A 19,146-nucleotide genomic window follows, 5' to 3' on the forward strand; every position below is an offset into this window, starting at 1 on the left:
GCCGATCGGCGTGGGCACCAGCGCAAGATGATCGTGGGCATAGCGACGTTCCATCGGTTTGCGGGCCGTTTTCTTAGTGTAATTTCGGATTCAGCGCCAGCTATCGTTGTTCCATTTGACCATGTTGAAACCCGTCGTCACTGTTCCTGTTTTTGCCGTGCATGGCCTGCTCGACGGCGCGCGCAGCAAAGGACTGGCCACCGAGTCCTGGCTGGATGGCGTTCTGGCGCAGGCCCGCATCGCCGAGTCGCTTCTGCATCTGGAGCAGTCGCGTGTGACCATAGAGCAATACATCGCACTCTTCAGTGCCGTGAAGAACAGCTTGGACGACGAATGCCTAGGCTATCTACACGGTCGGCCGTTGCGCTGCGGCAGCTTTGCGCTGATGGCTCGCTCTACGCTCGGGGCCAGGACGCTGGCAGCCGCCTTGCAGCGCGTGAGTGCATCCTTCGCCCTGCTGCAGGACGACGTGGCGCTCGTGCCCGTCTCTGATGGCTTGCTCAAGGGTGCTGCTCTGGACGTGCGCCGCGCCCCGGGCAAACATTCAGACTTCCTGCACGGGCTGCTGTTGCGCGTCTTCTGGCGTCTGCTGGTATGGCTGCACGGCGGCCGGCTGGTGCCCAGAGGGTTCGATTTTGCCTTCGAGCCACCGCCGCGTGCCGCAGACTATGCCCAAATCTTCTCGGGCACGTTGCGGTTCGGGCAGGCGCGGTCGGCGGTCTGGTTCGAGGCATCCGCATTCACGCAGCCGATGCGCCGTGACACCGCCGCGCTCCAGACCTTTTTGCGTGCCACACCGGGCAACCTGATCGGCCCGCGCCTAATCGAGCGGACAGCCAGCGCGCGGGTGCGCGCGCTATTGCAGCAAGCGTGCCCGGAGTGGCCCGATCTGACTGTCGCCGCGCAGCGCTTGCACATGTCGGTCAGCGCACTGCAGCGGCATCTGGCCGTGGAGGGCAAGTCCTTTCAAGTGCTGAAGGACGAGTTACGGCGCGACATGGCGATCGTTCGGTTGACCAGCACCGATGCCGCGCTGAGCGCCATCGCCGCCGAGTTGGGGTTCGCCGACGGCACCGCCTTCCAGCGGGCCTTCAAGTCATGGACCGGCAGCACGCCAGGCGCCTATCGTTCGCGTACCCAAAAGACGTAGCGCTGCTTCGACGCGGTCGCACTCAAAGCGACGAGCACAGATGCCCGCCATCCACTGGCACGCAGGCGCCGGTCATCCACGACCCAGCCTCGGTCGCGAACAGCAAGAACAGACCGTTGAGGTCCTCCGGCTTACCCAGACGGCGCATCGGGATGCGCTTGATAAGCGCCTTGCCATAGTCGGTCTCCCACATGGCATCGGTCATCTCGGTGCCGATGTAGCCCGGCTCGATGGCATTGACGCGAATGCCGTGGCGTGACCATTCGAGCGCCAGGCTCTTGGTCATGTGCACGACTGCAGCCTTGGACGTGGCATACAGCATGGAACCCGGCATCACGCGCTCGCCCAGGATCGATGCGATGTTGATGATTGAGCCTCCCCGCCCCGCATCCACCCAGCGCTGCGCGGCACGCGCGGCCACCAGCCACACGCCGCGCACGTTGGTCTTCATCAGCGAGTCGAAGTCGGACGCAGGCAGCGTGAGCGACAAGGCGTCGTTGGAAGCCCCGGCGTTGTTAACCACCACGTCGAGGATGGTGCCCGAGGCGTCTATCTCGGCGAAGGCGTCGTCGATGGACTGCTCGGAAGCCACATCCATTTCCAGCACCGTGACCTGAGGCGAACCGAGCTTTTCGAGCTCCTGGGCGAGCTTGTCGAGCCGCGCCTTGCGCCGCGCCCCAATCACTACCTTGGCCTTGCAACCAGCAGCCAGCCGAGCGAAGTTCTCGCCCAAGCCCGACGAGGCCCCCGTGACCAGCACCCGCTTGCCTGCCAGCATTGCACCCAGATCCATCATCGTCTCCTTGCATCTTCAGTTCGCCGTCGATGCCGGGAGGTTAGCGCAGGGCCGCTCGGTTGCGGGGTTGCCTCGCTCCCCCATCCGTCGAAAGAGGTGCCTTGTCAGTTGATCGAGACCATCCGTCATTGCCGCGCCAAGCACCGCTGCCTACGATTTCCTGTATGCCTTGGGCACCCTGAGCGCCGCACGAAAGCACGCCACGGTGTCGACGCTCCGGTCCCGATGGGCTGCGGCGTCCGGGGGCAGATTCAGGAGACGACAAGTGCTGCAACAGTCACCCATGGAATGGTCCATCGACCATGCGCCCATCGAGGGCAGGATAGATGCGACGGAAGCGATCCTCAAGGACTCCTTCCAGCGCTGGAGTCTTTCCTCCCCGGCGAAGCCTGCTGCATTCCAGGCGAAGTTGCGGCGACACGAACTCGCCGGAGCCTCCTTGGTATGCACCGTGACCGGTCCTTGTGCCGACCAGTCTCCTCCTGGACATTCGCCATTCGACGATGAGTTCTGCCTGGGGCTGCAGCTGAACCTGAGCGGCCGAGTGCAGCTGCAGCAGTGGGACACGCCATTCTGCGAGGGCGACATGTTCCTCTGGCGTACCGATCAGCGGCAAGACTATGAGGTGCTGGAACGAACCCACAGCGTGTCGTTGATGATTCCCTGGCAGCTCATGCGCGAGCATCTACCGGGCCGCAAGCAGCCGCCCGCAGCCTGCCGCATTGACAGCCACACAGGCGTGGGCTCACTGCTCAGCCAACACCTGATGGGGCTGGCCAAGCAGATCGGCGCCGTGCCGCCCTCCGCCCACGTCGCCCTTTGCCGCACGGTGATCGGGCTTCTGGACATTGCGCTGCCAGAGCCGGAGAGCGCCACTCGATTCACGGCCATGGCCGCGTTGCGCGAACGAGTACTGGCCTACATCGCCCAGCATTTTCAAGAGGATGACCTGAGTCCGGCACGCATTGCCGCGGCGCACGGCATTTCACTGCGTTACCTTCATGCGCTGTTTGCGCAGGGCGATACCACGGTGGTCGGCCACATCCTGGAAAGCCGATTGCAAGCGTGCTGGCGGACACTCGTTGACCCGGTCTGCCGGCATCTGCAGGTCTCGGCGATCGCCTTTCACTGGGGCTTCAACTCCACCAGCCATTTCTGCCGCGCATTCAAACAACGCTTTGGAGTGTCGCCCAGCGATGCACGCGGCATGACTGCTCACGGCTCCGCCATCGGGCCGGTCGAGTCAGCCGGGTTTTCCCTTGCACACGCAAAGTCAACTCGCCATGCACTGGCGGGCAAGACGCGCACGGGCTGAATGCCGACCATATGCCCTGGACAGACTGAGAACGCAGAGATTCGACGCTTCGCCCGCCCCGTTGTGGCTATGCGGGCATGACCCGGGGCCACATCGCTGGCCAAGTTTTCAAACCTTCATCGTACAAACCTTCTGAGGAGCCGCTCCCATGCTGCCGCAATTGCACCGTCAACCCTGGATGGACAGCGACATCGAGACCTTTCGCGACCAAATTCGCCGCTACATCGCCGCCGAGATGGCTCCGAAGCTGCCCGGCTGGCGCGAGCAGGGCTACGTCCCGCGCGAAACCTGGCGGCCCTTCGGCGAAATGGGCTTCATGCTGCCCGAAATGCCCGAAGCCTACGGCGGCACCGGGGCCAGCATTGCCTACCAGTTGGTGGTACAGGATGAGTTGACCAGAGCGGAAATGCCCAACAACGTCCAGGTGCACAGCATCGCTTCGCACTACATCATGGACTACGGCACCGAGGAGCAGAAGCAGCGTTGGCTGCCCAAGTTGAGCAGCGGCGAGATGCTGGTCGGCATCGCGATGACCGAGCCTGGCTGCGGCACGGACCTCAAGGCCATCGCCACCCGCGCGCGCCGCGATGGCGATCACTACGTGATCGATGGCGCCAAGACCTTCATCACCAACGGCTATACCTGCAATCTTCTGATCGTGGTCGCACGCACCGGCGAGGCGGGCAGCCGAGGCCTGTCGCTGATCGTGCTGGAGACTGAGAGCTTGCCAGGGTTCCGCGTGGGTCGCCTACTCGACAAGATCGGCCTGCATGCGTCGGACACCGCCGAACTCTTCTTCGACGGGGTGCGCGTGCCGGTCGATCAACTTCTGGGAGGCGTCGAAGGGCATGGTTTCAAGCAACTGATGGGCCAGTTGCCCTACGAGCGCATGTCCATCGCCGTGCCGGCAGCGGCCATCATCGACCGGGCCCTGGAACTCACCATTGAATACACGAAGGAGCGCAAGATCTTCGGCGCGCCCATGTTCGAGATGCAGACCACGCGCCACAAGCTGGCTGAGATCGCCACCATCGCCCACGTGGTGCGCACCTTCGTCAATGACTGCACCCAGCGGCTGCTGGACGGAACGCTCGACGCCGAAGCCGCGTACATGGCCAAGTGGTGGTGCAGCGAGCAGCAGTGCCGCGTGGTGGACGAGTGCCTGCAGATGTTCGGCGGCTACGGCTATATGTCCGAATACCCGATCGCGCGCATGTACACCGCCTCGCGTGTGCAAAAGATCTACGGTGGCGCGAACGAGGTCATGAAGGAACTGATTGCGAGGAAGCTGTGAACGCCCCGCACACGCTGCAAAGGCCACTGCACGGCGTCCGTGTGGTGGAGTTCGAAGGGATCGGGCCGGGCCCGCTGGCCGCCATGATGCTGGCCGACATGGGTGCCGAGGTGATTGCGCTGACACGGGCCGAGCAGGCCGCTGGGGCGCAGCCGCTGGGTGGCGCGGCAGCCAATCCGCTGCACCGTGGCAAGACGGTCGAGGTCACCGACCTGAAATCGCCCGGCGGCAAAGCGCACGCCCTGGAGCTGATCGCCCAGTCCGACGTCTTGATCGAGGGTTATCGCCCGGGTGTGATGGAACGGCTGGGGTTCGGCCCCGCCGAATGCGCGGCGCGCAACCCCAGGCTGGTCTATGGCCGGATGACGGGCTGGGGCCAGGACGGCCCGCTCTCCCGGGCCGCTGGTCACGACCTGAACTACGTCGCGTTGACGGGCCTGCTGTCGCTGTCGGCGCGCAAGGGGCAGGCGCCCATCGTGCCGCCCTCGGTACTTGGGGACGCGGCCGGGGCGCTGGGCATGGCCTTCGGTGTCGCCTGCGCGCTGGTGGATGCGCGCGCCACCGGCCGTGGCCGGGTCGTGGACGCCGCCATAGTCGACATCGTGGCCATGATGGGCACGCTGGTGCACTGGATTCGCGCCAATGGGCAGATCGATGGCGCGCAGCCGAGTCCGTTTCACGATTCGCCATTCTATGACGTGTATGCCTGCGCAGACGGTGGCTTCATCAGCCTCGCGGCGGTGGAGCCCGCATTCCACGCACTGCTGCTGTCAAAGCTGGGCCTGGCGGACGTGAACCCTGCTGACCAGTACGACACGGCGACGTGGCCAGCGCTGAAGGAGCGCATCGCGGCCCTCATTCGCAGCAGGCCCCGGGCGCACTGGTGCGAGTTGCTCGAAGGCAGTGACGCCTGCTTTGCGCCCGTGCTCAGCCTGGCCGAGGCAGTGCGGCATCCGCACAACGCGGCAAGGGGCATCTACCAATCCACCCCCTCCGGCGCCATCGAAGCGGCTCCGGCCCCGCGGTTCCAGGCACTCAACGCAACCACTCAGGAGACAAGAAAATGACCAACACCGCCCAGCCCATCCGCGGCTGCCCGTCCACCACGGGCAACGAATGCCAGCTCAACACCACGACGCTGATCCGACACGCTGCGCGCACCCACGGGGACCAGGAGATCGTCTACCGCACACCCGATGGCGGCTGGGATCGCTACACCTATGCCGACTGCTACGCGCGCGTCTGCCGCAGCGCCAATGCACTGCGCGCACTCGGCGTCGAGCCGGGCGACCGGGTCGGCATCCTGGACTGGAACAGCCGGCGCCACTTCGAGCTGTACTGGTCCATCCCCGGCCTGGGCGCGGTCATGCTGCAGATGAACCTGCGCCTGGGCGCCGAGGACCTGGGCTACGTGGTCGGCCACAGCAAGGTGTCTTACGTTTGCGTGGACGAGTCCTTGCTGCCGATCGCCGAATCCGTCGCAGCGAACTCGCCCCAGATCAAGGGCTGGATCGTCATGACCGACAAGCCGCTGGACCAGATCAAGACCACGCTGAAACCGCTGCTGCACTACGAAGACCTGCTGGCCGCCGCCGACGCCAAGATCGACTGGCCCGAGATCGACGAAACCTCGGCTTACAGCGCCTGCTACACCACCGGCACCACGGGCAAACCCAAGGGCGTGTACTACTCGCACCGCGGCATCTACCTGCACTCCACGGGCATGGCCACCAACATGGGCATGACGCTGGACGACTGCGTCATGCTCATCACGCCCATGTTCCACGGGCAGTGCTGGGGCCTGCCGCAGGCCGCCACGCTGCTGGCCGACAAGATCGTGCTGCCGGGACGCTACGCTGCCGAGGACACCAAGCCGCTGGTCGACACCATGATTGCCGAGGGAGTGACCATCACCAACGGCGCACCGGCCATCTTCCAACCGATGCTGCAGTACATCGAGACGCTGCCGGTCAAGCCGGACTTCAGCCGCATGCGCATGCTGTCCGGCGCGAGCGAGCCGCCGCTGTCGATGATGATCGGCTTCCACGAACTCACGGGTGCCGAGGTGGTGCACGGCTACGGCGCCACCGAAGCCACGACGCTGGTGACCGTCAACCGCCTCAAGCCCACGTTGAGGAAGCGCTTGACCCAGGACGAGCGGTGGAATCTCAAGCGCAAGCAGGGCCTGGTCCTGACCGGCGTGGACATCCGCATCCTCGATGCCAACGACCAGGATCTGCCGCACGACGGCCAGTCGGCCGGCGAGATTTGCCTGCGCGGCCCCTGGATCACGACCAGCTACCACGACATGCCCGATTCCGGCGATCGCTTCCTGGAGGGCGGCTGGTGGCGCTCGGGCGATGTCGGCACGGTGGACGAGAACGGCTACCTCAAGGTCACCGACCGCATCAAGGACGTGATCAAGAGCGGTGGTGAATGGATCTCTTCCATCGACATGGAAAACCTGCTCATGGGCCACCCGGCCGTGCGCGACGCTGCGGTGGTCGGCATTCCTCATGCGAAGTGGCAGGAACGGCCGCTCGCCCTGGTTGTGCTGAAGCCCGGCCAGCAGGCGACCCAGGAACAACTGCAGGAGCACCTGACCAGCGCCTTCGCCAAGTGGCAGTTGCCCGATCAGGTCCTGTTCGTCGAAGCCATCCCCAAGACCAGCGTCGGCAAGCTCGACAAGAAGCGCATACGCGCCGAGCACGTGGGCCGCTACACCGAGTGAGCCAACCTTTTGCTACAGGAGAACAACATGAATGATCATGAACCCGTCATCGTTGGTGCACTGCGCACCCCCGTGGGCAAGCGCGGCGGACGCTTGCATAAATGGCATCCCGTCGACCTGATGGCCGAGACGCTGCGCCAGTTGGTCGAGCAATCCGGCATCAACCCGGCGGATCTGGACGACGTGATCGTCGGCTGCGTGCTGCAGTGGGACCAGCAGCACGGCAACCTGGGGAGGCATGCCGTGTTGGCGGCGGGGCTGCCCGAATCCGTCCCGGCAGTGACGGTCGATCGGCAATGCGGCTCTGGCCAGCAGGCGGTGAGCTTTGCCGTGCATGGTATCCAGGCGGGCGCCTACCAGTTGGCCATCGGCGGGGGGGTGGAGTCGATGTCGCAGGCGCCGCTGCCGCCGTCGTTCAAGCCCGGCGCGCCGCTCGGCTCGCAATACAGTCCGCGCGAGCTGGCGCGCTACCAGGACAACCCGCTGATACCGCAAGGCGTTTCGTCGGAGTTGCTGAACACGCGCTTCGGTCTTACGCGTGAGACCCTGGATGCCTCTGCCGTGCGCAGCCATCGGCGCGCCACCGAGGCGATGCAGGCCGGCCGCATCAAAGATCAGCTGGTGCAGCTGACCGAGGATCCGGCCGACCCGAACAGCCCGATCGTCGCTGCCGACGAGGGCGTGCGCGCCAACCCCGACCCCGAGAAGATGGCCACGCTCAAGCCGGCGTTTGCCGCCAACGGCACCACCACCGCCGGCAACTCGTCGCAGGTCAGCGATGGTGCCGCCGCGCTGCTGATCGCCAGCCGCGCTTATGCCAAGCAGCACGGCCTGAAGCCGCGTGCGCGCTTCGTCAGCACCGCCGTGGCCGCCGCCGATCCGGTGATCCAGTTCACCGCCGTGCTCGATTCCACCCGCAAGGCACTGAAGGAAGCGGGCCTGAGCATCAACGACATCGATCTGTTCGAGGTCAACGAGGCCTTCGGCGGCGTGCCGCTCATGTTCCAGCAGGAATTCGGCGTCCCGGACGACCGCCTCAACGTCAATGGCGGCTCGATGGCCATCGGCCATCCGCTGGGCTCCACCGGCGCGCGGATGCTCACCGACCTGCTGTACGAGCTGGAGCGCCGGGGTGGTCGCTATGGCCTGCAGACCATTTGCGAGGCCTCGGGCACGGCCAACACCACCATCATCGAGCGGCTGGCATGAGCGGGGCCAACATGAGCGAATCCAGCGAAGTGCTCGTCAGCCGCGAAGGCGCCATCGTCACCTTGACCATCAACCGCCCCCGTGCGAAGAACAGCTTGAACCGCGCGGTATTCGATGGCCTGCGCGCGCAGCTTGCGCAACTGCGCGACGACGATGCCGTGCGAGCCGTCATCATCACCGGCGCCGAGGGCGTGTTTTGCGCCGGAGCTGACATCACGGCGTTCGAGGTGCTGCGCGCCGCGCCGCTGCTGGGTGATCGCGCAGCGACGGGCTGGGACTTCTTTTCGGAACTGGGGAGCTTCCCCAAGCCCGTCATTGCGGCGGTGGAAAAGGTCGCGCTGGGCGGCGGCATGGAACTGGCGCTGGCCTGCGACATCGTGATCGCCGGCGAGTCAGCCAAGTTCGGCGTGCCGGAAGTCAAGCTGGGTGCCATTCCCGGTGCTGGCGGCACCCAGCGCCTGATCCATGCCATCGGCAAGTCCAAGGCGATGGCTCTGCTGCTGACCGGCGATTTCATCGACGCCCGCAAGGCCTGCGACGTCGGCATCGTCGCCGAAGTGACTGCTGACGGCCAGGCCCTGCCGACGGCGTTGGCGATGGCCAGCCGGATTGCGGCCAATTCGCCGCTGGCCGTGGCGCTCGCGAAAGATGCGGCCTTGGCCAGCTTTGAAACTCCACTCGCGCAGGGCCTGGAGCATGAGAAGCGCAATTTCTTCGTCGTTTTGCGTTCGGCCGACAACCTGGAAGGGCAAGCGGCATTCCTGGACAAGCGTGCCCCCAACTTCACTGGCCAATAACGCCTGTCTGTCATCTATCAAGGAAAAACCATGAAACTGAATTCCGACATTTCTGCCGTCATCACCGGGGGGGCTTCCGGTCTGGGAGCTGCCACGGCCCGGCTCTTGGCCAGCCACGGCGTCAAAGTCGCCATCTTCGACATGAACGAAGCCGTCGGCCAGGCGTTGGCAAGCGAGCTTGGCGGCGTTTACTGCAATGTGGACGTGACGTCCGAGGAGCAGGTGGACGCAGCCTTCGCCAAGGCCCGCGCCGCGATCGGGCAGGAACGCGTTCTGGTCAACTGCGCCGGCACGGCCGACGCCGTCAAGACTGTCAGCCGCGACCGGAAAACGGGTGAGATCCGCCCGAGTGCGGTGGATCGCTTCAATCGCATCGTGCAGATCAACCTGGTGGGTACGTTCCGCTGCATTGCCAAGTCGACGGCGGGCATGCTGGCGCTGGAACCGCTGGCCGACGGCGACCGCGGCGTCGTGGTCAACACCGCTTCGGCCGCCGCAGTGGACGGCCAGGTCGGCCAGGCCAGCTACGCCGCCAGCAAGGCCGCCGTTATGGGCATGACCTTGCCGATCGCGCGCGACCTGATGGACGAAGGCGTTCGCGTCAACACCATCCTGCCGGGGATCTTCGGCACGCCCTTGCTGCTGGCCCTGCCGGACAACGTCAAGCAGGCGCTGGCGGCCAGCGTGCCCTTTCCCAAGCGTTTGGGCGACCCCGATGAATTCGCGCAGGCCGTCGAGTTTCTGGTCACTTGCGGCTACATGAACGCCGAGTCCATCCGCGTGGATGGTGCCCTTCGCATGGCGCCGCGCTGACGCATCAATTCACCTGACCCATCCAACCACCACAGGAGACATCATGCAGAAAAGACAATTCATCACCATGCTTTCCGGCGCCATGCTGGCGGGCGTTTCTGGTCTGACCCGCGCGCAGGGCGCGGGCACCCCAGGCGTGACGGACAGCGAAATCAAGATCGGCTCGACCCTGCCGCTCAGCGGCCCGGCCGCAGGCTATGGCGCCGTCGGCAAGGCCATGTCTGCATGGTTTGATCTGGTCAACGCCGAGGGCGGCGTGAATGGGCGCAAGCTCAAGCTGGTGCTGGCCGACGATGGCTACAGCCCGCCGAAAACCCTGGAGCAAGTGCGCCGCCTGGTGGAGCGCGAGCAGGTGGCTTTCATCGCGGGTCAGATAGGCTCGTCCACCGGGCTGGCGACGCGTAGCTATCTCAACAACGCCAAAGTACCGCAGCTCTTTGTTTCGTCCGGTGCCGCCACGTGGTTGGACGATGCGGCCAAGTTCCCCTGGAGCATGGGCTGGCTGCCCCTGTACACCGACGAAGGGCGCATTCTGGCCAGGCACATCCTGCAGACGCGGCCGAACGCGAAGATCGCCATGTTCTACCAGAACGACGATGCCGGCAAGGATGTGCTGCGCGGCATGAAGGAGGTTCTGGCCGCCGCCGGAAAGCCGCTCGTGCGCGAAGAATCGCACGAGGTGTCCGATCCGACGGTGGACTCGCAGATCGTCTCCATGCAGGCCTCGGGCGCGGACGTGCTGGTAGCTTGGGGTTCGCCCAAAGCCACCCTCCAGTCGCTGCGCAAGGCCCATGACATCGGCTGGCGGCCGACGATCTACATCAACCCGAGTGCGTCTTCGGTGCCCATGGTGCTGACCCCGGTGGGGCTGGACAAGGTCAAGGGCGTCATGAGCGCCGCGTTCGTCAAGGATCCGGGCGACCTGACCTGGAAGGACGACCCCGGGTTCCAGGCCTGGCATGCCTTCATGGACAAATACAACAAAGGCGCGGCCAAGGAGTACCTCACCGTGCTCGGTGCTTGCCTTGGGCAAGTGACAGTGCAGTTGCTCAAGCAGTGCGGCAACGACCTCTCGCGCGAGAACATCCTGCGGCAGGCGCGCCGCCTGGACATGGAGTTGCCCATGATGCTGCCGGGCCTGCGTGTCAAGACCAGCGACGCCCGCCCTCACCCGATACCGGACATGCGCATCCAGCAGTTCGATGGCACGAGCTGGAAGGTGATGTCGTCCTGACGGGTCGAGCGCAGCGATGGAACCCATTCTTTCCGTACGCGATCTGACGATCCGCTTTGGCGGCGTCGTTGCGCTGGACGCCTTCTCGATGGACGTGCCTGAGGGCAGCATCTTCGGCCTGATCGGGCCGAACGGGGCCGGCAAGACGACCTGCTTCAACTGCATCAGCGGCCTGTACCGGCCCACACGCGGCAGCGTGCGCTTCGGCCACGCTGAACTGACACGCCTGCCGCGCCACGGCGTCGCCCGGCTGGGCCTCAGCCGTACCTTCCAGAACGTGGCGCTCTACCCGTCGCTCACGGTGCGCGAGAACGTGATGGTGGGCGCGCACGCGCGGCTGCCGGTGTCGATGCTGGGTGCCGCGCTGCGCTCGCGCGCCGTCCGTGCCGCCGAGGAAGAAATCGCACACTCGGCCGACGCGGCCCTGGCCACGCTGCGGCTGTCTGCGTATGCGGACCGGGGCGTGGCGGAACTGCCAGTGGGCATCCAGCACCGCGTGGAAATCGCGCGGGCGCTGGTGACGCAGCCCAAGCTGCTGCTGCTCGACGAACCTGCCGCTGGCCTCACCGCTGGCGAGGTCGATGAACTGCGCGAGGTGCTGCTGCGCCTGCATGAAGAGTTGAAGTTGAGCATGGTGGTCGTGGAACACAACATGCGCTTCGTGATGAAGACCTGCTCCGACCTCGCGGTGCTGAGCTTTGGCCGCAAGCTCGCCCAGGGCTCGCCCGAGGAAGTGGCCAACAACGACGCCGTGCTCGATGCCTATCTGGGAGGTGTGCTGTGACCCAACGGCTTGAAATCCGCAACCTCGCGGTGGCCTATGGCCGCACGGCGGTGGTGCATGGCATCGACCTGCACGTTCAGGCGGGCGAAATGGTGGCGCTGCTCGGCGCCAACGGCGCGGGCAAGACCTCCATCCTGCGCGCCATCAGCCACCAGCAGGTGACGGCCACGGGCACGCTGCGCTTCGAGGGCCAGGACATCATCGACATGGCCGCGCCCGCCATCGCCTCGCTGGGCATCGCCCACGTGCCCGAGGGGCGCGGCACCTTCGGCGACCTGACGGTGCTGGAGAACCTGCGCGTGGGCGCCATCCACCGCCGCGACAAGGACGGCATCGAGCAGGACATCGCCCGCATGCAGACGCTGTTCCCCAAGCTGTCCAGCCGCGCGAAGCAGGCGGCGGGCACGCTCAGCGGCGGCGAGCAGCAGATGCTGGCCATCGCCCGCGCGCTGATGATGCGCCCCAAGATGCTGCTGCTGGACGAGCCCTCGTTCGGCATCGCGCCGCGCGTGACGCAGGAGATCTACGAACTCCTGCACCAGTTGCGCGAAACCGAGCACCTCACGGCCCTCATCGTGGAGCAGAACGCCCAGGTTGCGCTGAACCTGGTCAACCGGGCCTATGTGCTCGAAAGCGGACGCATCACCGCCCAGGGCACCGCTGCCGAGCTGCGCGAAGACGACGCCGTGCGCCGCAGCTACCTCGGCCACTGAACAAACAAAGGTTCACCATGCAAGCATTTCTTCACCAGATAGCTTCGGGCCTGGCGGCGGGCGGCATCTATGCCAGCTTGGCCATCGCGCTCGTGCTCATCTACCGCTGCACTTCGTCCGTCAATTTCGCGCAGGGCGAACTGGCGATGTTTTCCACCTACATGAGCTGGGCGCTGGTTCAGGCTGGCGCGTCGTGGTGGGTAGCCTTCGCCGTCGTGGTCGTGGGTGCGTTCCTGCTCGGGCTGGCGCTGGAGCGGGTCATCTTCCAGCCCCTGCGGCACAAGCCGGTGCTCTCGGTCGTGGCGGCCAGCATCGCGCTGCTCATCATCCTCAACAGCCTGGTCGGCTGGCTGTTCGGACATGAGATGCAGGAGTTCGCCACGCCGTTCGGTGGTGTTCTCCGCCGTGCCGAGCCCTTTCTCTCGGCCCATGAGGTCGGCGTTCTGCTCGTCACCCTTGCCGAGCTGGCGGCGGTGTTCGTGTTCTTCCGCTTCACCCGCTTCGGCCTGGCGATGCGCGCGGTGGCGGTGAACGCGCCGTCGGCAGAGCTGGTGGGCATCAGCACCAACAAGGTGCTGGCCGTGGGCTGGGGCCTTGCGGCGGTGGCCGGTGCCGTGGCAGGGCTGATGGCCGCGCCCATCGTGTTCCTGGAGCCGTCGATGATGATGGGGCCGCTGATCTATGCACTGGCGGGCGCGCTGCTGGGCGGCATTGCCAGCCCCGTGGGTGCCGTGGCCGGGGGCTTCGCCATCGGGGTGCTGGAGAACCTGCTGGGCGCCTATGTGGTCGGCAACGACCTGAAGCTGACCTGCATCATGTTGCTGATCATCGCCATGCTGGTCTTGCGGCCCGCCGGCATCTTCGGCAAGACGGTTCAGGTGAGGGTGTGAGCATGAATACCATGAACGCCCCACTCAACATCCGCCCGGCGGCATCGCCCACCTGGTTGCGCTGGACGGCCTCGGTGGTCGGGCTCGCGCTGCTGGCCTGGTCCTTTAGTTGGCAAAGTTATCCGTTGTACGTGATGACGCAGGTGCTGATCTATGGCATCGCCATCATGGGCCTGAACCTGCTCACCGGCTACACGGGCCAGATCTCGCTCGGCCACAGCGCCTTCTTCGCCATCGGTGCCTATACCGCGGCGGTGCTCTCGCATCACCTGGGCTGGCCGTTCTACGTGGGCGTGCCGGTGGCGGCGCTGTTGTGCTTCGTGGCGGGTTTCCTCTTCGGCTTCCCGGCGCTGCGGCTGCCCATGCTTTATCTGGCGCTGTCCACCTTCGCGGTGGCGGTCGTGACACCGCAGGCGCTCAAGTGGAAAAAGATCGAGTGGCTGACCGGCGGCGTGGCGGGGATCGTCCTGGAAAAACCTGTGTTCCCAGGGGTGCTGGCCGACCGGGCGGACTGGGCCATCATGGCCTGCGTTGCGGCCTGCGCGCTCTGCGCCTTCCTGCTGGCGCGGCGGATTCTCGGCTCGCAGTTCGGCCGCCTGGTGGACGCCTCGCGCGACCAGCCGCTCGCGGCGGCGGCGGGCGGGCTCGACATCACCGCCCTGCGCACGCAGATGTTCGGCCTCAGCGCGGCGTTCACCGGCCTGGCCGGTGCCCTGAGCGTGGTGGCGGGCCAGTTCGTCGCGCCCGAGAACTTTCCCTTCCTGCTCTCGGTGTCCCTGCTGGTGGGCAGCTTCGTGGGCGGGGTGCGGAGCCTGTGGGGCGCCTTCCTGGGGGCTGCTTTCATCGTGCTTACGCCCAACCTGGCCGAGAGCGTGTCGCAATCCGCCCCGTGGATGATTTTCGGCTTCGCACTGCTCGCAATGGTCTTCCTGGCCCCAAATGGCTTGAGCGGCTGGATCACCAGCCTCTGGCGCAGGCGTGCAAATTCCTCATCCGCCCAGTCTTAGACGCTTTCCATGCAGCCCGTCTTCGTCGCTGGCACGGGCATGACCCGTTTCGGCAAGCACATTGACTGCGGTCTCAAATCGCTCGCCGCCGAGGCGATTGGCGAAGCCATTGCCAATGCAGGCATCACCCCGTCCCAACTGCAGGCGGCCCACATGGGCAACGCCGCTGCTGGTGTCATGGCCGACCAGGTGCTGATCCCCGGACAGGTGGCGCTGCGCGGCATGGGCATCGGGCGCATTCCGGTCGTCAACATCGAGAACGCTTGTAGACGCATCCTTGCAGTGGGTGCTCGATATGCTGCTGGCTTCAGATAACAGATAAGCCCTGTTGCCGTCGGATTTGCCAGGATACGCGGCCGTCATGTACCTGCGCAGAAATCGGCATACCGAGTCGTTGTTCGATGACAGGCCTCCATGGCACCAGGCTGAACCCCATGCCGTCATCGAGCATGGCGTAGCGTCCGCTGGCCAGCATGACGCTGCGGCGGTAGATACCCGCCACGCGCTGGCCATCGGCCACGGGCCGGTGCTCCAGGCCAGTTTCGGCGGCCAAGTCCTTCGCGGCATGCGCTACATCCCGGCTGCGCAGCATTGCCAGCAGATTGCGCGCCAGGATGACGCGTTGGCCGCGCCGCTCGGCCAGCCCCTGTTCGGCCAGGAAGTCGGTGCGCTGCTGCATTGCCTGCTTGGCCTCGCCGCCAAAGCCCAGGTCGCCCAGGCCAGAGCCGCCGCCGATCAACTGCTGGTCAAGCCAGGTGGCCCCGATCACGCGGGCCTGCCGCTCGATGGGCAGGTGCGATTTCAGCTCCACGGCCACGCCGCCCAGGCGCTGCGCGTCGTAGCGACGGCCCTGATCGGGCAGGTCGCCCGGCACCTTCCATAGCCCTTCGGCCACGCGCTCCACGATGCCTGCCCGGCGCAGGGCTTCCAAGCGCCGGACGTGGGCCGCGACGACTTCCTGCGGATCGCGGCCCGGTACGGCCTGGCCCTGCGCGATAGCAAGGTGGTGGTCGGTGCGGTACAGGCCATCGCTCGCCAGCACGGCGATGTTCTTGTCGGCCGCGCGCACGTCGGCCGATCCCTTCACCTCCACCACGGCGCCGGTGGGATAGTTCGCCAGCTCGTCGCGGGTGTTGAGCACGACGTAGTGGGCCTTGCCGTCCACCCCGTCGATGACCAGATAGCCGCGGTCGCGCAGCTCGTCGGCCAGCCCCTTCGCGGCTACGCGGCCGAGAATGGTTCGGCCATCGTCGCCCGGCTCGAACACCGCCAGTTCGCGCGGCTCGCCGCGCATGGCACCCTGCATGGTGCGGATGATGTCGCCACGCTCGCCCAGGGCGCGCAGGGTCTTCTCGGCATCGGCATGGACGGCCCAGGTGCCCGGCTGCGTCTCGTCGGCCAGCCCCAGGCGCTGCAAGCGTTGCAGGCGGCCGATCAGCAGCAGGCGTTGGCGTTGCAGCTTCGGTTCGTTGAAGCGTTCGATCTGCACCCGGCCGTCTTCGCCGGCCTCGCGTTGCAGCGTACGATCCAGGCTCGTCCACCGCTCCTGCTCCACCTCGCGTTGCAAGGTCTGCTGGATCTCCAGTTCGGTGCGCAGCCCCAGCCATTCGGTCGCCAGTTCAGCGGCACGATGGCGGAATCCATCAGCGATGTAGTCGCCGGCGATGATGAGGTCTTTGCCGGTGTCGTCGCGCCCGCGCACGATCAAATGCGTGTGGGGGTTGTCGGTGTTCCAGTGATCCACCGCCACCCAATCCAGCCACGTGCCCAAGTCAGCTTCCATGCGGTTCATCAGATGCCGCGTGTAGGTGCGCAGGTCGTCCAGTTCGGCCCCGTCCTCGGGCGAGACGATGAAGCGGAAATGGTGCCGGTCGTCGGCACAGCGTTCCTTGAAGGCTTCGAGGTCGGCGTCGTCGGCCTGCGGCCCGTAAGCCCGGCCCGGCTCGCCATCGCGGCCGACGCCGTCGCGTTCGATGTAACGCAAATGCTTGGCGAGCGATTGCGGGCTGGCTTGGCGCTGGTTGAGCAGCAGCGTCTTGATGGTCACGCGCCGCGACATGGGCGTCAGCTTCGCGCCTGCGAAGCGTGCCGCCGTATGCCCGCGCCCCAGGCGCGAGCCGGGCCGCTGGCCAGCGCGTGCGCTGCCGCCGCCGGCTGCGGTACGGCGCACCGAGGACTTGCCGCCACTGGCCTTGCCCGCCTGCTTGAGCACCTTGGAGACGAAGCCCTGGCCCCGGTTCTTCGGGGCGCCGGGGCGGATGCGGAAATCATCGTCGCTGCGGTCGGTCATGGCCGCGCTTCCTGCAAGCTCTGGCGTGTCCGGTCGTGCGAAGCACGCGGACAGGCCTGCATTGGCGCGGGCCTCGCGCACCGCGCGGCACGGCGGTGAAGCCGCTGCGTGCCGCGCCACCCCCACGTGCAGACAGGCTTTGTGGGCGGCTGGGTGCCGCACCCTTTTGTCTTGCCTTCCGCATTTGCCCCTCGCTCCCGCTCCGGGCCTCGGCGGCCCGGCGGCGCTGCTGCCCCAGCAGCCAGCCCGCCGGCGAACGTGCCGATGGCCGCAGGCCAGGCACGTTCGAGGCAAGACGCCTGCACGTTGGACGGCTGCGCCGGATGTTGCGCGAGGCGCGGCGCGAATGCGCCCGCTCTACACGCGCGACGACACGGCAGCAGCGGCGAGAACGACATGCCCGATGGCACGCCGGAGCGCAGCGAATCGGCGGCCATCATGGGCGTGTCTCCAGCCACACCGGATGCGCAACGCCGATCACGGCGGACGCGCTGACTGGCCCGAAATAGCGGCTGTCGAACGACGCCGGATTGGTCACGCTCAACAGGAACAGCTCGCCCGGTTCGAGGCGGCGGCAAAGCTGCAAGGATGGCAGCGGCCGGCCCAGCCGGTCGGCAGGCAGCGCGGCGGCCGCAGGCACGCCGTCGATGCGTACCTGCCCGGCGACGATGCAAACGTGTTGCGGCGCGACCGCGCCCACACGTTTGAGCAGCGGAACGCGGGTCGGCAGGTAGCCGCGCTGCGCAGCCAGCATGGCGGCCCTGTCGGGCAGCGGCACCAGCACGATGCTGTCCACGGACAGCGGACGTGGCAGCGAGGCGGTGTGCGGGTCGAACGGTTCGATGCGATACCAGCCGACCGCTACGCTGTCGGACGGGTTGTAGGTCAGACGCGGCAGCGGCGACACGAAAGCCGCCCAGGCCAGCGCAGCGAGGCCGACGGCGGCGAAGCCCGCCAGCACGATGCGAGCGCGCGGGCGCGAGCGAGGATGCGGCGCGGCTTCGTGCGTGCATGTGGTGTTGGATTGGGTCGTCATGGCAGCGCCCTTCCAGCCAGCCAGGCAGCATGCCGCTCGGCGGTGTATTCGGGCAGCGGCAGGCGAGCCGCCAGACGGTTGCCCAGCGTGCGCCAGTACGCGGGCGACACGTCGATGGCGGCGATGCCCTGCGCGTCGATGCCGTCGATGCGTTCCAGCACGGCACGCACCGCGTTTTCGCCTTCGGCGTGCAGCAGCAGGCGTGCGCCCGGCCGCACACCGGGGATGCGCTGCATGTCGTCCAGCGGCGTGGCGGCTTGCATCACCATGAGCTGCCAGCGGATCGTGCCGTAGTCGTTTGCCTCCCAGCGCACACGGCAGAACATTGCACGCGGCAGGAACACCGCGCAGCGCCGCCAGCGGTCGAGCCGCAGCGTGCGTGCCGGTTCGCCGAAACGCAGGTAGAGCTTGAAGCGCGGTTCGATGTAGGCGAGCGATACGCGAGTCAGCGGCACGCTGCCAGCCTGGCCGGCGAGCGTCGAAAGCGAAGGCGGCGGCGCAGCAGCCGGTGCAGCCGTTGCCGCGTGAGCGGCAGGCAAGGCGGATGCGTTCATGGCAGGTTCTCCGGGCGCTTGTCGGGAAACTCCCGTTCCAGCAGGCCGCGCAGCAGTTCGGCCACGGTCACGCCTCGCGTGAAGGCCGACACCTTGATGCGCGCCCGCATGGCGGGCGTAATGTCGAGCGTCAGGCGGGCCGTGTAGAGGTCGCCCTTGTTGAGCGCATCGGCATCGCCCTGGCGAATCCACGCCTCGGCGTGCGGATTCGCGGGCGGACGCGCGCCGATGCCGACGCGCTTGCTGCGTGGGCCGCTCATGTCGGCCACCGCAGCAGTTCATCGGTGAGCGCGGCGATCTCGCGTGCGGCGGCGCTGTCGGGCGCGGTTTCGCGGGCGAGCCGGCCAGCGGCCACGCTGTCGGCGAAGACGATGCGCTGGTGGATCTCCGAGCGCAGCGCCGGCAGCGGCTGTTCGGCCAGCGACTGCCGCGCCTCCCTGCCGATGATGGTGGTGCTGACGCGCCGGTTGATGACGAAGGCCGCGCGCAGCGCAGGCCGGAACACCTGCGCTTCGCGGATCAGCGAAACCATC

Annotated in this window: 19 protein-coding genes and 1 pseudogene; 14 read left to right on the plus strand and 6 right to left on the minus strand. The window is 66.6% G+C overall.

Annotated features, from left to right (window positions below):
* The first annotated feature begins 121 nt into the window (after nt 1-121).
* Entirely contained in the window at nt 122-1,150 is a 1,029-nt protein-coding gene (locus RCO38_RS02125; protein ID WP_308326653.1) for an AraC family transcriptional regulator, read from the plus strand.
* Nucleotides 1,151-1,172: 22 nt separating this feature from the next.
* On the opposite strand, the gene RCO38_RS02130 is transcribed toward RCO38_RS02125, so the two are convergent.
* Nucleotides 1,173-1,943, minus strand: a complete 771-nt coding sequence (locus tag RCO38_RS02130; protein ID WP_308326654.1) for an SDR family NAD(P)-dependent oxidoreductase — start codon at nt 1,941-1,943, stop codon at nt 1,173-1,175.
* A gap of 286 nt (nt 1,944-2,229) precedes the next feature.
* On the opposite strand from RCO38_RS02130, the gene RCO38_RS02135 reads away from it, so the two are divergent.
* The 13 genes from RCO38_RS02135 (at nt 2,230) to RCO38_RS02195 (ending at nt 15,048) form a co-directional block, all read left to right on the plus strand.
* Complete coding sequence (locus tag RCO38_RS02135; protein WP_308326655.1) at nt 2,230-3,261, plus strand: helix-turn-helix domain-containing protein; 1,032 nt, start codon at nt 2,230-2,232, stop codon at nt 3,259-3,261.
* 148 nt (nt 3,262-3,409) lie between these two features.
* On the plus strand, nt 3,410-4,555 hold the full coding sequence (locus RCO38_RS02140) for an acyl-CoA dehydrogenase family protein (protein WP_308326656.1): 1,146 nt from the start codon (nt 3,410-3,412) through the stop codon (nt 4,553-4,555).
* Nucleotides 4,552-5,622, plus strand: coding sequence for a CaiB/BaiF CoA transferase family protein (locus RCO38_RS02145; protein ID WP_308326657.1), 1,071 nt, complete (start codon nt 4,552-4,554; stop codon nt 5,620-5,622). Before RCO38_RS02140 ends, RCO38_RS02145 begins: the two co-directional genes overlap by 4 nt.
* The gene (locus RCO38_RS02150; RefSeq protein WP_308326658.1) at nt 5,619-7,286 is read left to right on the plus strand and encodes a long-chain fatty acid--CoA ligase; all 1,668 of its coding nucleotides are present in this window, start codon (nt 5,619-5,621) and stop codon (nt 7,284-7,286) included. The genes RCO38_RS02145 and RCO38_RS02150 overlap by 4 nt, the downstream gene beginning before the upstream one ends.
* 27 nt (nt 7,287-7,313) lie before the next feature.
* Nucleotides 7,314-8,495, plus strand: coding sequence for a thiolase family protein (locus tag RCO38_RS02155; RefSeq protein ID WP_291557878.1), 1,182 nt, complete (start codon nt 7,314-7,316; stop codon nt 8,493-8,495).
* An 11-nt stretch (nt 8,496-8,506) separates the two neighbouring features.
* Nucleotides 8,507-9,292: an enoyl-CoA hydratase/isomerase family protein gene (locus RCO38_RS02160; RefSeq protein ID WP_226033810.1), complete on the plus strand. Its 786-nt coding sequence runs from the start codon at nt 8,507-8,509 to the stop codon at nt 9,290-9,292.
* A gap of 30 nt (nt 9,293-9,322) precedes the next feature.
* The gene (locus tag RCO38_RS02165; RefSeq protein WP_308326659.1) at nt 9,323-10,105 is read left to right on the plus strand and encodes an SDR family NAD(P)-dependent oxidoreductase; all 783 of its coding nucleotides are present in this window, start codon (nt 9,323-9,325) and stop codon (nt 10,103-10,105) included.
* Nucleotides 10,106-10,148: 43 nt separating this feature from the next.
* Complete coding sequence (locus tag RCO38_RS02170; RefSeq protein WP_291557865.1) at nt 10,149-11,339, plus strand: ABC transporter substrate-binding protein; 1,191 nt, start codon at nt 10,149-10,151, stop codon at nt 11,337-11,339.
* Nucleotides 11,340-11,355: 16 nt separating this feature from the next.
* A complete protein-coding gene (locus RCO38_RS02175; protein WP_291557863.1) occupies nt 11,356-12,123 on the plus strand; it encodes an ABC transporter ATP-binding protein in 768 nt (255 codons plus the stop codon).
* Entirely contained in the window at nt 12,120-12,836 is a 717-nt protein-coding gene (locus RCO38_RS02180; protein ID WP_308326660.1) for an ABC transporter ATP-binding protein, read from the plus strand. Before RCO38_RS02175 ends, RCO38_RS02180 begins: the two co-directional genes overlap by 4 nt.
* A gap of 17 nt (nt 12,837-12,853) precedes the next feature.
* On the plus strand, nt 12,854-13,726 hold the full coding sequence (locus RCO38_RS02185) for a branched-chain amino acid ABC transporter permease (protein WP_308326661.1): 873 nt from the start codon (nt 12,854-12,856) through the stop codon (nt 13,724-13,726).
* 11 nt (nt 13,727-13,737) lie between these two features.
* A complete protein-coding gene (locus RCO38_RS02190) occupies nt 13,738-14,733 on the plus strand; it encodes a branched-chain amino acid ABC transporter permease (RefSeq protein ID WP_308326662.1) in 996 nt (331 codons plus the stop codon).
* Nucleotides 14,734-14,742: 9 nt separating this feature from the next.
* On the plus strand, nt 14,743-15,048 hold the full coding sequence (locus tag RCO38_RS02195; protein ID WP_308326663.1) for a thiolase family protein: 306 nt from the start codon (nt 14,743-14,745) through the stop codon (nt 15,046-15,048).
* Here RCO38_RS02195 and RCO38_RS02200 read toward each other — a convergent pair.
* The 5 genes and pseudogenes from RCO38_RS02200 to RCO38_RS02220 form a co-directional block, all read right to left on the minus strand.
* On the minus strand, nt 15,041-17,023 hold the full coding sequence (locus tag RCO38_RS02200; protein ID WP_308326664.1) for a relaxase/mobilization nuclease domain-containing protein: 1,983 nt from the start codon (nt 17,021-17,023) through the stop codon (nt 15,041-15,043). The genes RCO38_RS02195 and RCO38_RS02200 overlap by 8 nt on opposite strands.
* A 436-nt stretch (nt 17,024-17,459) precedes the next feature.
* Complete coding sequence (locus tag RCO38_RS02205) at nt 17,460-18,059, minus strand: S26 family signal peptidase (RefSeq protein WP_308326665.1); 600 nt, start codon at nt 18,057-18,059, stop codon at nt 17,460-17,462.
* Entirely contained in the window at nt 18,056-18,613 is a 558-nt protein-coding gene (locus RCO38_RS02210; RefSeq protein WP_108689692.1) for a DUF2840 domain-containing protein, read from the minus strand. The genes RCO38_RS02205 and RCO38_RS02210 overlap by 4 nt, the downstream gene beginning before the upstream one ends.
* Complete coding sequence (locus RCO38_RS02215; protein WP_308326666.1) at nt 18,610-18,873, minus strand: chromosome partitioning protein ParB; 264 nt, start codon at nt 18,871-18,873, stop codon at nt 18,610-18,612. The genes RCO38_RS02210 and RCO38_RS02215 overlap by 4 nt, the downstream gene beginning before the upstream one ends.
* A pseudogene (locus RCO38_RS02220) lies at nt 18,870-19,146 on the minus strand (ParA family partition ATPase); the annotation flags it as partial. The gene RCO38_RS02215 and the pseudogene RCO38_RS02220, both read right to left, overlap by 4 nt.

Origin of the sequence: Hydrogenophaga pseudoflava (assembly GCF_031020795.1) — a bacterium.
GTDB lineage: Bacteria > Pseudomonadota > Gammaproteobacteria > Burkholderiales > Burkholderiaceae_C > Hydrogenophaga > Hydrogenophaga pseudoflava_A.

Excerpts from the sequence above, each read along its gene's own strand:
- RCO38_RS02125 (WP_308326653.1), top strand. The coding sequence starts at position 122 with ATGTTGAAACCCGTCGTCACTGTTCCTGTTTTTGCCGTGCATGGCCTG.
- RCO38_RS02215 (WP_308326666.1), bottom strand. The coding sequence starts at position 18,873 with ATGAGCGGCCCACGCAGCAAGCGCGTCGGCATCGGCGCGCGTCCGCCC.
- RCO38_RS02185 (WP_308326661.1), top strand. The coding sequence starts at position 12,854 with ATGCAAGCATTTCTTCACCAGATAGCTTCGGGCCTGGCGGCGGGCGGC.
- RCO38_RS02135 (WP_308326655.1), top strand. The coding sequence starts at position 2,230 with ATGGAATGGTCCATCGACCATGCGCCCATCGAGGGCAGGATAGATGCG.
- RCO38_RS02210 (WP_108689692.1), bottom strand. The coding sequence starts at position 18,613 with ATGAACGCATCCGCCTTGCCTGCCGCTCACGCGGCAACGGCTGCACCG.
- RCO38_RS02205 (WP_308326665.1), bottom strand. The coding sequence starts at position 18,059 with ATGACGACCCAATCCAACACCACATGCACGCACGAAGCCGCGCCGCAT.
- RCO38_RS02165 (WP_308326659.1), top strand. The coding sequence starts at position 9,323 with ATGAAACTGAATTCCGACATTTCTGCCGTCATCACCGGGGGGGCTTCC.
- RCO38_RS02160 (WP_226033810.1), top strand. The coding sequence starts at position 8,507 with ATGAGCGAATCCAGCGAAGTGCTCGTCAGCCGCGAAGGCGCCATCGTC.
- RCO38_RS02170 (WP_291557865.1), top strand. The coding sequence starts at position 10,149 with ATGCAGAAAAGACAATTCATCACCATGCTTTCCGGCGCCATGCTGGCG.
- RCO38_RS02155 (WP_291557878.1), top strand. The coding sequence starts at position 7,314 with ATGAATGATCATGAACCCGTCATCGTTGGTGCACTGCGCACCCCCGTG.
- RCO38_RS02150 (WP_308326658.1), top strand. The coding sequence starts at position 5,619 with ATGACCAACACCGCCCAGCCCATCCGCGGCTGCCCGTCCACCACGGGC.
- RCO38_RS02130 (WP_308326654.1), bottom strand. The coding sequence starts at position 1,943 with ATGGATCTGGGTGCAATGCTGGCAGGCAAGCGGGTGCTGGTCACGGGG.
- RCO38_RS02140 (WP_308326656.1), top strand. The coding sequence starts at position 3,410 with ATGCTGCCGCAATTGCACCGTCAACCCTGGATGGACAGCGACATCGAG.
- RCO38_RS02195 (WP_308326663.1), top strand. The coding sequence starts at position 14,743 with ATGCAGCCCGTCTTCGTCGCTGGCACGGGCATGACCCGTTTCGGCAAG.
- RCO38_RS02190 (WP_308326662.1), top strand. The coding sequence starts at position 13,738 with ATGAACGCCCCACTCAACATCCGCCCGGCGGCATCGCCCACCTGGTTG.
- RCO38_RS02175 (WP_291557863.1), top strand. The coding sequence starts at position 11,356 with ATGGAACCCATTCTTTCCGTACGCGATCTGACGATCCGCTTTGGCGGC.
- RCO38_RS02200 (WP_308326664.1), bottom strand. The coding sequence starts at position 17,023 with ATGACCGACCGCAGCGACGATGATTTCCGCATCCGCCCCGGCGCCCCG.